This is a genomic window from Paenibacillus eucommiae (assembly GCF_017874215.1).
GTDB classification, from domain to species: Bacteria; Bacillota; Bacilli; order Paenibacillales; family NBRC-103111; genus Paenibacillus_AI; species Paenibacillus_AI eucommiae.
The window spans coordinates 25,483-37,657 of the sequence record NZ_JAGGLB010000031.1 but is presented as its reverse complement, the minus strand read 5'-3'; the positions used below and the strand labels follow the sequence as shown (position 1 = coordinate 37,657).

The window sequence follows — 12,175 nt, the reverse complement described above, 5'->3', positions numbered from 1 at the left end:
CAAGAATAAAGAAATCATAGGCATGGTGCATGAACTACTTGATTTCTTTTTTCTTTTAAACAAATTGGTCAGACAACTAATCAATGTTTAAAATGACCATTTTATGTATATTACTTTGAGGGGGTGAGGGAACCGCACTGCAAGGCAGCAGACGCAAGCGGCAAGGCTGTTCCAAAAATTTAATAATTAAAAAGGGTGGGTTACTGCATGTTGAAAAAATCAGCGATATGGCTTCTTATTGGAGCACTGCTTATTATCAGCGCTTGTTCTTCCAATTCTGGTAAGACAAAAGAAGGCGATAAAGGCAATAAGAATGAGAAAGTGGAGATCAGCTTTGTTGATATTTCCCCTTCACCTGAACGGACCAAGTACTTCAATGAAATTATAGCCGCATTCGAGCAGCAAAATGAAAATATTAAAGTGAAATTGGAAACGGTTCCTTGGGATCAAGCTTTTAACAAGCTAGTTACACAAGGTGCCAGTAAAACACTGCCTGACGTAGTAAATATGTACCCGGCATGGCTTAGCACTTTCGTTCCTGCAGGTTATCTGGAGCCACTTTCTGCACAATATGATGCATGGTCCAATAAGGATAAACTGACAAGTTTCGTCAATACTATCACGATGGAAGAGCAGCAGCGCAAAACTTTCAAGGAAATTTATTATATGCCTGATGCTTTGATGTCCTCTGCTTTATTCGTCCGCAAAGACTGGTTGAAGGAAGCCAATCTTGAGCTGCCTACAACTTGGGATGAAGTGTTTACTGCAACTGAGAAGCTGACTGATCCTTCCAAGAACCGTTATGGCTGGGCATATCGTGGAGCTCGTGCAGGTTTTGACCAAGTAATGGCTTATATTACCGCTACTACGGGTGGCGAAACTTACGAGAAGGACGGTACATCTGTACTGTTAAGACCAGAAGTAGTTGATGCTTTTGTCAGATTTACGGATATTTATAAAAAAGGATACGCTCCAAAGGATTCAATCAACTGGGGCTACCAAGAGATGGTACAAGGCTTCACATCTGGCGTAACCGGTATTTTGAATCAAACAACAGAAGTTATCGCTACGGCTAAAGCTTCCTTGCCGGATGATAGCTGGACCGTTATTCCTTATCCAAAAGGTGAGGACGGCAAGCGTTATATCGGTGCTTCAGCAACTTGGGGCTATAGTGTAGCAGCTAATTCCAAGCACAAGGAAGAATCCTGGAAATTCATTGAATTCCTGTCCTCACCAGAAAATAATAAGAAGTATTCAGAAACATTAACGATGATCCCGATCTTCAAAAGTACGGGTGATGCAGCTTCAGTAGGACCGGTTCAAGGCTTTATCGATGCTTTGGATGATCCTGCAAGCTATCTTGTAGCTGATCTAGGACTGTTCCCTGAGCTTGGAGAATTCCGTGAAGGCTTTATGGATGCAGAAATCCAGAAATATTTGCTGGGCAATCAGACAGCTGAACAAGCATTACAGAATTTAGGAAATTTCCTGACTAAAGCGCAACAGAAGTATATGAAGGAACACCCGGATGTACCTATTCCTCACACTATTAAACCGCAAATGAAATAAATCCTTAAGCAGGAAAAGCAGTAGGGAAAAAATGATTTTCCCTGCTGCTTTCATTCTTGAAAGGTAATCTTGAAAGGCAAGGAGGCTCTTCCTATTGAAACGGCTGCGATCTAAAGAACATTATTTTTTGCTGGCACCAAGCTTTTTACTCTTGTTTATCTTCATGGTTTACCCATTATTAAGCTCCTTCATGTATGCTTTTCAAAGCTATAAGCTGACCTCTCCGAATGACATCGGCTTTAATGGAGTTGATAACTTCAAGGCGGTGTTTCAGGATGAGAATTTCGGTATGGTTCTTCGTAACTCTTTAATCTGGGTTGTACTTACTGTAGGCGGGCAATTTATTCTAGGATTTATTTTGGCATTGGCACTACGGCGGCCCTTTCCGGGACGTAACATATATCAGGCTATCGTATTTCTTCCTTGGGCGGTATCCTCCTTTGTAGTCGGACTTACTTTCCGGTGGCTGTTTAATGCCGAATATGGTCCAGTCAACGATTTGCTGCTCAAATGGGGCATTATCGATGAGAAGATTTACTTTTTATCCGATCCGCACATGGCTTTGTATTCGGTTATTTTAACGATGACTTGGTATGGGATTCCATTTTTTGCCATTATGCTATTGGCAGCAATGCAGTCGATTCCGGAAGATTTGTACGAAGCAGCGGATATTGACGGGGCGGGAATATGGGCCAAGTTCTGGCATATCACGTTCAGCTATATCAAGCAGACCATTGTATTGACTTTGCTGCTGCGTACCATCTGGGTGTTTGCCGCAGCGGATCTGATTTATATTATGACGGCGGGCGGACCAGCTAACTCTTCCAACATTCTGTCATCGTATATGTTCATGAAAGCTTACTCAACTTTGGATTATGGCCAGGCGTCGGCGATCGGACTGTTCTTTATGGCACTACTGATCCTCTTCTGTTATCTGTTTCTGAAAATAACCAAATTTGAAAAGGCGGGTAATTTCTGATGATTAGAACCCAAAACGCCTTTATGGTGATTCTCCGTATTTTTATTTTAGCCGTTTTTTTACTTGCAGTGCTGCTTCCTTTTTATTGGCTGTTTATTACTTCCGTGAAGCCCCGTATGGATATTTTAACAACGGACATTCAATACTGGCCTAAGCATTTTACGCTGGAGAACTATAAGGTCATGTGGAACTCGTCTAATTTTAACGTTTTTCTGAAGAACAGTATTCTTGTCTCGCTTGGAACCGGTTTTTTTGTAACCTGCTTGTCGATTCTCGGTGGATATTCACTGGCTCGATATAAATTCAAGGGAAAGCCGCTTGCCGTATATGGCCTGCTGCTGACACAAATGATTCCAGGCGTAATGGTATTGATTCCAACAGTTATCCTATTTAGCAAAATTGGTTTAATGAATAGCATGAGCGGCTTGGTTCTGATTTATATTGTAGGTAATCTTCCGTTCTGTCTCATTCTAATGCGCAGTTTTTTCGATCGAATTCCAGTTGATTTGGAAGAAGCGGCATTGATCGATGGCTGCAGTAAGATAGGGGCGCTCATACGTGTAGTTCTGCCGATTATGCTTCCTGGTATTATGGCGACCTTCGTGTTTGCTTTTATTGGAGCCTGGAACGAACTGCTCTGCGCAATTATGTTTATTAGCAGTGATGAGCTGAAAACGATTCCTGTGGGTCTCTCCATGTTCGTGCAAAATTATGATGTAAATTGGGGAGCAATGACAGCGGGCGCGGTTATGGCACTTATTCCTTCCTTGGTTATGTTCGCCATTGTTCAGAGGTTTGTAGTAGAGGGATTAACGGATGGAGCCGTTAAAGGATAATAGAGATAAAAGGTGGAGAAGACAAGATGAGCAAACTTCAGCAAAAGGCAAGCAAGGATGCCGGGATGCAGACCATGCTTACCCATTACGGGGATGAAACGTTCCATGGTGCTGTGATTCCGCCAATTTTTATGAATACGTTGTTCACCTACGATACGTATGAAGCGTTTCGGGACTCGCAGTGGAAGGAAGAAAACTATTATTACTCAAGGGTATCGAACCCGACTGTGGAAATTGCCGAAAGGAAATTAGCAGCACTCGAAAATGGCGAGGCAGCTAAGCTGTTCGCGTCTGGAATGGCGGCAGTTTCATCTACACTGCTGCATTGCTTGCGCCAGGGCGATCATGTCGTTTGCGCCTTTCCTATCTATAACGGTACATTTCAGATGCTCAAAAATTATTTGCCAAAGTTTGGCATCACTGCCGATTTCGTTGATTTCAGACAGCTGGATCTCGTTCGGGCAGCGATTAAACCGAATACAAAAATGCTGTTTTGCGAAGGCTTTTCTACCTTCTTTATGGATGTTTTTGATATTCAAGCGGTTGTTGAAATAGCTAGAGAGAACGAATTGATAACGGTCATGGATAACACCTGTGCGACACCGGCAACACTAAAGCCGCTTGAATGGGGCATTGATATCGTCATTCACTCCGCTTCCAAATATTTATGCGGTCACAGTGATGTGACTGCAGGTGCGGTCATTTCCTCGCAGGCCTGGATTAACGGAATTAAGAAAAACGAAGTGGCCTTAATAGGCGCGACGCTGGCTCCGCTGGAAGCCTGGATGCTGATCAGGGGACTGAAGACATTTGGAATCCGTATGAAGCAGCATGCCGAATCGGCCACGCAGATCGCCAAGATGCTAAGCAGCCATCCGAAAGTATCCCGAGTAAACCTGCCAACACTTGAGCACCATGAACAGCATGAACTTGCGAAAAAGCAGTTCACTGGCAATCCCGGACTGTTCAGCTTTGAAATGCATGGCGGTGCAGCAGCAGTGGCACGCTTGATGAACAGGCTGCAATATTTCAAAATCGGCGTCAGCTGGGGAGGCTTTGAAAGCCTGGTCTATTCACCTGGCCTTGGCATCGATCCGGCCCAGCAGTCCCGTACGGAGTACGAATCCAGGCTGGAGCGCACGGTCAGACTGTCCATCGGACTAGAGGATATGGAAGATTTAATGGCGGATCTCATAAATGCTTTGGATGATGAGCAGGATTAAGACACTACGTGCATCTGATGCATTAGGCGAATAAGAAGTAATAGGCGAAGACAACTTAGACAATTGCAGCAACCTAGACAACTGAAACAACTTAGACAAAAACAACAATGAAACAACCCGTTTCCCGGTTAACGCCAAGGATGCGGGTTATTTGTTTGTTTTGTACCCGCGGTATGGTATGGCTAATGGCTACCCGCAAGATGACTGCTCGAAAGTAGAAGAAGAAGGGAATTATGATGATTGCATAGATAAATGGCCTTATTATCTGTGTAGGTTACTTCAATATAAGCAGGCTGCTTTCTACCTTGCAATATCAAACCAATGCCATGCAACACGATAGACAAAATAGCCGCCAACTGAAACAGAAAATTACTGAAAAATAACACCAGCAGTATCCTGATAGAGTCAGGGAATGAAAAAGTGGTAAATAATGGGTTGATAGGGACGACTAAGCCTGCTTTGGAACAAACCTCCTATTTAATGATGAAAAACATCGTTAAATAGCCAGAGTGCGGAGCAATTCATCATTTAACGATGAAAAACATCACTAAAGAGCCAGCTGTCTGGAAATTTCATCATTTAGTGATGAAAAACATCGTTAAAACAGTTGCGCAGTGCGCAATCCGTCCAGCACCTCACACCCCATGACCAAAACACCAAAACAGTACTGATCCCTTGCAACATGCAAGTATCTAGCGCCTTCGTTTGGGTTAGCACTGATACTCTTTGTAACAAGTAACTATATGGAGCCGATGGGGATCTTAACACCTGAAAGGCTTTTTATGCTACTCTATCTTTTCGATCTTTGACTACTGCTACTGCTATTTCCACCGCTACTTCTTTATCTACTTTTACTCTAATCTACTGCTACTTCTTCCACTATTCTATTAATTCTACTCTACTTGCTTCTACATCTACATTATGCCCTACGCCGACATCTGCACTAGCACCTACATCTACAATATGCCTTACGCCTACATCTACACTAGCACCTACATCTCCTTTATCTCTTACAAGAAATCAGAACTTTTCACATACTCGCATACATAGTCAAAAAACGCGCTGCAGGCCGCAGAGCGGGTTTTGTCGTGGCGTTCAATCCACAGAAGCTGGCGCTGAAGCGGTGGATCGATAGGAATGACAGCAAGCTGCTGGTCGATGTCTTTCTCTGTTTTTTGCCATAGTTGATAGGCATTTAACGGGATTAAGGAAACGCCGAGTTCGGATCGGACGAGCTCTTTGATCACGTCGTATTGATGAACGACTAGCCGAATTTGGGGCTGGATGTCCAATTGTTTGAAGACAGGCAGAATGAAATGCTCGTACCACCGGTTTAGGGTGGAAAGAATTAGCGGCTGCTGATGCAGCTCGGATAGATGCACCAGATCCCTGCCATACCAGGGATGGCTGCGCGGGACAAGCAGGACGAATTTCTCCATGTGCAGCGGATATTCTTTTATTTGAGGGTGAGCGATGGGGGCAATGACTATGCCAGCTTCCATATGATGCCCCAGCACCCAATCCAGAACGACTTCGCTTAAGCCGTGTTCGATCTCCAAGTCTATGGATTCATTGGCTTTAACAAAGCCGGGCAAAAATTGCGGCAGCATATACCACACAAAGGTAGGATACATCCCAAGCTTGACGTAGCCCCGGCCGGACAGTCCCAGCTCTTTAATGGTGTTCGTTACTTTTTCCCAGTCAGCAAGCATACGTTCGCTGTGAAAAAGCAGAATTTTACCGGCTTCCGTCAATCGGATTCCCCGGCTGGAGCGTACAAAAAGCTCTGTACCCAGTTCATTCTCCAGACGCGCAATTTGTTTGCTTAAAGCAGGCTGGGCAATGTGAAGCTCTTGGGCCGCTTTGGTAAAATTACCAACTCGGGCTATGTGAAGAAAATAGTGCAAAAGCTGCGTTTGCATCGATCATCCACCATTCTTATTTTTGCTCACATGAGCTCTTCTTCTATTCTTAAATATATATAGTAGATTTCATATGATACTCATATTAAAGAAGCTTTTATAAGTTTACTTATCATTCCATTTTGATTATAACTCATATGAAAATTATATATTGGACGCTAGCACGAGTCAACCTTAGAATGAGGTTATCAAACCTGAATTCAGCAAAAATTTTAAGGAGGAAGAAAAAGTGGTACTTACGAAAGAGACCCGTTTTGACCCGATTACTTTGGAAATTCTGTGGACGCGGTTAATTGCCATTGCCGATGAGACAGCGACCATTCTAAAGCGGACTTCATTTTCACCGACCGTGAGAGAGTCTAATGATTATTCTTGTGTATTGTTTGATGAGAACGGGGATACGGTGGCCGAAAATACAATTGGTATTCCCTCCTTTAATGGGGTTATGTCACGGGCTTTGAAAATTATTTTGCAGCAGTATCCGCAGGAGCTTTGGCAAGCTGGTGATGTGGTGATTACGAATGACCCTTGGATTGCATCTGGGCATTTGCTTGATATTACCTGTGTGATTCCGATTTTTTATGAGCATAAATTAGTTGGATTTTCCGGCAGTATTGCGCATATGGCCGATATGGGGGGGAATATATGGTCGGCAGACAGCCATGAGGTGTATGAAGAGGGAATTCGCATCCCGCCTCTTTTCCTTTATAAGCAAGGGATCGCCAATGCCGATCTGATAGCGCTTATCCGCAACAATGTCAGGGTTCCCGATGAGGTGCTGGGCGATATCCATGCGCAAATTGCCGCAGGCCGCACAGGTGCGCATCTGCTCATTGAACTGCTGGATGAGAATCAAATTGATTGTATTTCTCCGATTTCCAGCATCATTCAGGAAAAAGCGGAGCAGGCCATGCGCAGAGCGGTCAGTGCCATTCCGGATGGCGAGTACAAGCATACGATGGAAACCGATGGCTTCGGCGGGGAGCCCGTGATTATCAAGGTTGCCGTCACGGTTAGCGGCGATGAAATGACGATTGATTTTACAGGATCTTCAGCACAAATCAGTCACGCTATTAATGTGCCTTTTAATTATACTCATGCTTATACCTGTTTTCCTGTAAAATGTGCTATCGATCCGCTGACACCGCGCAATGAAGGTTCCTATCGTCCGCTTCATGTCATAGCACCAGTGGGCAGTATTTTGAACCCGCAGTTTCCTGCTCCTGTTAACGGGCGGCATTTGGTTGGACACTTTTTATCATGTGCTGTATATGGAGCTTTGGCGCAAGCGATTCCTGAGCAGATTATTGCTGATTCTGGCAGCGCACCCCAGCAGTATACGATTTTTACCGGCAGTTGGCGCGGTCATACGTTCTCTACGGTTTTGACAATTTGCGGAGGTATGGGTGCAAGACCAACGGATGACGGGTTAAGCTGTACAAGCTTTCCTTCTAATGTCAGCGTCGGATCGATGGAAATTATAGAAGCCGTATCTCCGATGATTATATGGAAAAAGGAACTGCTGCAGGATTCCGGCGGTGGAGGCAAATATCGTGGCGGTCTCGGACAGGTTATTGAGCTTGAGGTCCGTGGCGATGGGCCGATTCAAATGTCGTTGATGTTCGACCGGGTGGAGCATCCTGCCACAGGCACAACCGGAGGACTGGAGGGCGGAGCTGCTGATGTATTGATTAATGGGCAGCAGTCTGCGTATCTCAAGGGGCGCGATAACGTGCAGCCAGGAGACAGAATCAGGCTTCAATATTCAGGTGGCGGGGGCTTTGGCTCTCCAGAGGAACGTGAACCCGGGAAGGTCGCAGAGGATTTGCGTAATGAACTAATTTCAGAGGAGGCTGCTAGCCGTGTCTATCAATACAAAGGATAAAGAAGCAAGGAAGGAAAAGAAATGGATGGTAGGGTCAGACATCGGCGGAACCTTCACCGATCTGACCATGCTGGATAAGGACCAAGGGACCGTTTTAACTGGTAAAATTCTCACGACACCGGATGATCCAAGCCGTGCGATTTTTGAAGGTCTGGAGAAGATGGCCGAGCAATATGGAATCTCACTTGCTGATGTGGATGCCTTTATTCACGGCACGACGCTGGTTGCCAATACTTTAATAGAACGTAAAGGAGTAAAAACCGGATTGCTTACGACAGAAGGCTACCGGGATGTCATTGAAATTGGCAATGAAATGCGCTTCGATATTTTTGATCTTTTTCTGAAGAAGGCTGAGCCTTTAGTGCCAAGATATCTGCGCAGGGAGGTCCGCGAACGCATGGACAGCTATGGCCAGGTACTGCTTCCGTTTCAAGAGGATGACGTCCGGGAAGCGGCACGCCATTTCATTGAGGCTGGAGTAACCTCTGTCGCCATCGCTTTCTTCAACTCTTACCGCAATCCGCTTCATGAGCAGCAGGCAGCGAAAATTCTGCATGAGATCATGCCTGATATTACGATCAGCTTGTCCTCTGATGTAGCTCCGGAAATCCGGGAGTTTGAACGTTTCTCGACAACGATTGCCAATGCCTATGTGAAGCCGCTCGTTCGCAACTATATATCCAAGCTGGAGCGGGGACTATCGGGATACGGTGGAAAAGAGGGAGAAGCCTCTGTCAACATTGTATTGTCCAACGGCGGCTTGACTGATGCTGAATCCGCAGCCGAATATCCGATCAGGCTTATTGAATCAGGTCCGGCAGCAGGTGTTATTGCCGCAGCTTTTCACGGCCAAATGGCTGGTGAGTCCAACATTATCGCCTTCGATATGGGGGGAACCACTGCCAAAATGTGTCTGGTCCGGGATGGCAGCCCAACCCGGGTGTATGAATTCGAGGCTTCACGCCTCCAGCGTTTCAAGAAAGGTAGCGGCATTCCGCTGCGTATTCCAGTAGTAGAAATGATCGAAATTGGTGCGGGTGGGGGCAGTATTGCCCATCTGGACAATATGGGAATGCTCAAGATTGGACCGGAAAGCGCTGGATCGGAGCCGGGACCGGCTTGTTATGGACGCGGAGGTCAGGACCCGGTCGTTACAGATGCGGATCTGGTGCTGGGCTATCTGGACCCTGGATATTTCCTTGGTGGCGAAATGAATTTACAGCTGGATGCGGCACGCAAGGCTATTGAAGAGAAGATCGCTATTCCTCTTGGCATTGGCGTGATCGAGGCGGCGGCAGGCATACATGAAATTGTAAACAATAACATGGTGTCGGCAGCGCGAATCCATATCGCGGAAAAAGGCACAGATCCAAGGAAGTTCAGCCTGGTGGCAACTGGCGGAGCCGGACCTGTGCATGCATACGGCATAGCAAGATTGCTCGGGCTGAAAAGAATGATTTGTCCACCAGCTACGGGGGTAGCTTCAGCGGCAGGAATGCTGGTTGCTCCGCCAATGGTTGAGCTCGGCCGCAGCTATGTGAGCACCTTGGAGGACATGGACTGGAGCTATTTACGGAGTATTTTCTCTGAGATGCGCGACAAGGCATTGGATGGTCTTTTGAAAGTAGGTGTCAGGGAGAATGAGGTTCAGTACAGGCTTCAGGCTGAAATGCGTTATGCCGGGCAAGGCTATGAAATTGCGATCACCTTCCCGGAAGATACCTTGACAGGCGAGCGTGCTGATTTATTGCAGCAATCTTTTGTTGAAGCTTATGAATCTGCCTTTGGCCATTGTCCGCAAGGAGTTCCACTTGAGGTGATCAGTCTTCGACTGCGCGCTGAAGCGCCTGTTCAGGTGACGAACTTGCATTTCAACCGCTATGAGCCAGATCCGGAAAAAGCTCTGAAAGGAAAACGTAAGGTTTATTTTCCTGAGCTGAAGGATTTTACAGAGGTGCATGTTTACGATCGATATCGCCTTTCACCTGGCACCGTACTGGAAGGACCCGCAGTTATTGAAGAGCGGGAATCGACCGTGATAGCTGGACCATCTACACAAATTCGGGTGGATGATCATTTGAACCTTTTGATTGATCTGCATTGACACTCAGTGACTTTAATGACCCTTAATGAATTTCATTGAACTACATTGAACTACATTGCCCTGCCTAAAAAGTGGAATTAACAGGGGAGGATACGCCTGTGGCAAAAGAGAACGATCTGCGTCTTATTGACCTCAGTACGGATGCAAGAACGCTTCCTACTGATGAGATGTGGGAAGCTATGAGAAGGGCCGAGCTAGGTTGGGTTTCCAGAGGGGAAGATGCGTCTGTTAACGCATTGCTGGCTCGAATCCAGGAGCTGACAGGCAAAGAGGCAGCGATTCTGCTGCCCTCATGTACAATGGCTAACCTGATTGCACTTATGACCCATGCGTCCCGCGGCGATCAGGTGATATTGGAGGAATCCTCCCATATTGCCTGGTCGGAAGGCTGGGGAATATGCTCTATTGCCGGGCTTTTGCCGAAGGGAGTCCAGGGAGCTAAAGAAAAAGGCGGGCGCATCGAAGCTGATGATCTGATCCTGGCCCTTGAAGAGGAAAAATTTTCTCATAGGCCCAAGTCAGCCCTTCTGTGTTTGGAAAATACGAATAATGCCTACGGAGGAACAGTGCTAACGCCTGCTTACACATCGGATATTTGCGGGGTGGCGAGAGAGCGGGGGCTTGCGATTCATCTGGATGGAGCTAGAATATTTAACGCTGCAGCCGCATTGAAGCAGCCGGTGAAAAGTTTAGTAGAGCCCGTTGATTCCGTGGCTATTAATCTTAATAAAGGCTTGAGTGCTCCGGAGGGAGCGCTTTTGTGCGGATCGCAAGCTTTTGTTCAGAGGGCCAGAGTAATCGCAAAAGCTTTAGGCGGAGATAGCATGCACAAGGCTGGAATAATTGCGGCAGCGGGAGTTATTGCACTAAACAACATGATGGAGCAGTTGTCTGAGGATCATCGCAGAGCCCGCTCATTCGCCGAAGCGATCCAAGGCATTCCTGGAGTTGAAGTAGATATGAGCTCGGTGCAGACGAATATCGTGATGGCGGATATTTCGGCATCGGGTCTGGACGGCAGGGCGGTTCTACAGCAGCTGGAGAAGCGAAATGTGGCTGGCTACCTGAACAGAGCTCAGCTTATCCGATTTGTTTTTCATCGGCATATTAATGATGAGGATGTTGCCCGAGCTGCTGCAGCTTTGGCAGAGGTGATTGGCTTCAAAGGAAAAGGAACTGGATGCTAATAACTGTGGAACGCTGAGTGCAGAGTATAGATTGCAGAGTGCTAAGTGCTGAATGCAGAGTACTGAATGCAGAGTGCTGGGTGAGAACAAATTATGTTTGCATTTGAACAAGCCCCGACCATGAAGGTTGGGGCTTGCTTGCTGTGCATTTGAGGTAGTCGTGTTCCTAGTCAGCAGGCTGAATGAGGAAATGAGCATCTGCTCCACTTAACGATGTTTTTCATCGTTAAAGCATGTGTTTCAGGTCAATCACTCAAGTTAATGATGATTTTCATCGTTAAAAGAGGCCGGATGCCCTTTTAGGGTGGTTAAAAAGGATTTTAACGATGTTTTTCATCGTTAAAGTAAGGATGTGGACCGGACCTGATGCTTTTAACGATGAAAAACATCGTTAAAGTAGCAGGTCCTTGCAGTTGTGCGAGCTAGCGGGGCCGTTCTTCAGTCCCAGCGGCTTCGCTCGCGGGGAAATC

General features: G+C 46.2%; 8 protein-coding genes. 7 read left to right on the top strand and 1 reads right to left on the bottom strand.

Features of this window, described 5'->3' with window-relative positions; translation table 11 throughout:
* Positions 1-207 precede the first annotated feature (207 nt).
* From J2Z66_RS32480 to J2Z66_RS32465, 4 genes are all read left to right on the top strand, one after another.
* On the top strand, positions 208-1,569 hold the full coding sequence (locus tag J2Z66_RS32480) for an ABC transporter substrate-binding protein (RefSeq protein ID WP_209976933.1): 1,362 nt from the start codon (positions 208-210) through the stop codon (positions 1,567-1,569).
* Between the two features lie 94 nt (positions 1,570-1,663).
* Positions 1,664-2,548, top strand: coding sequence for a carbohydrate ABC transporter permease (locus J2Z66_RS32475; RefSeq protein ID WP_209976932.1), 885 nt, complete (start codon positions 1,664-1,666; stop codon positions 2,546-2,548).
* Positions 2,548-3,384 (top strand): carbohydrate ABC transporter permease, encoded by an 837-nt coding sequence (locus J2Z66_RS32470; RefSeq protein WP_245376005.1) that lies wholly within the window; start codon positions 2,548-2,550, stop codon positions 3,382-3,384. The genes J2Z66_RS32475 and J2Z66_RS32470 overlap by 1 nt, the downstream gene beginning before the upstream one ends.
* Before the next feature lie 26 nt (positions 3,385-3,410).
* Positions 3,411-4,607, top strand: coding sequence for a trans-sulfuration enzyme family protein (locus J2Z66_RS32465; RefSeq protein WP_209976931.1), 1,197 nt, complete (start codon positions 3,411-3,413; stop codon positions 4,605-4,607).
* Between the two features lie 1,010 nt (positions 4,608-5,617).
* Here the strand turns inward: J2Z66_RS32465 and J2Z66_RS32460 are convergent.
* The gene (locus J2Z66_RS32460) at positions 5,618-6,529 is read right to left on the bottom strand and encodes a LysR family transcriptional regulator (RefSeq protein ID WP_209976930.1); all 912 of its coding nucleotides are present in this window, start codon (positions 6,527-6,529) and stop codon (positions 5,618-5,620) included.
* 229 nt (positions 6,530-6,758) lie between these two features.
* Here J2Z66_RS32460 and J2Z66_RS32455 point away from each other — a divergent pair, with 229 nt between their 5' ends.
* The 3 genes from J2Z66_RS32455 to J2Z66_RS32445 all read left to right on the top strand — a co-directional run bounded on the left by J2Z66_RS32455 (position 6,759) and on the right by J2Z66_RS32445 (position 11,705).
* Positions 6,759-8,414 carry a hydantoinase B/oxoprolinase family protein gene (locus J2Z66_RS32455; protein ID WP_209976929.1) on the top strand — a complete coding sequence of 552 codons (1,656 nt, stop codon included), beginning with the start codon at positions 6,759-6,761 and terminating at the stop codon, positions 8,412-8,414.
* Complete coding sequence (locus J2Z66_RS32450; RefSeq protein WP_209976928.1) at positions 8,392-10,518, top strand: hydantoinase/oxoprolinase family protein; 2,127 nt, start codon at positions 8,392-8,394, stop codon at positions 10,516-10,518. The genes J2Z66_RS32455 and J2Z66_RS32450 overlap by 23 nt, the downstream gene beginning before the upstream one ends.
* Before the next feature lie 98 nt (positions 10,519-10,616).
* Complete coding sequence (locus J2Z66_RS32445) at positions 10,617-11,705, top strand: threonine aldolase family protein (protein WP_209976927.1); 1,089 nt, start codon at positions 10,617-10,619, stop codon at positions 11,703-11,705.
* The last annotated feature ends 470 nt before the right edge of the window (positions 11,706-12,175 follow it).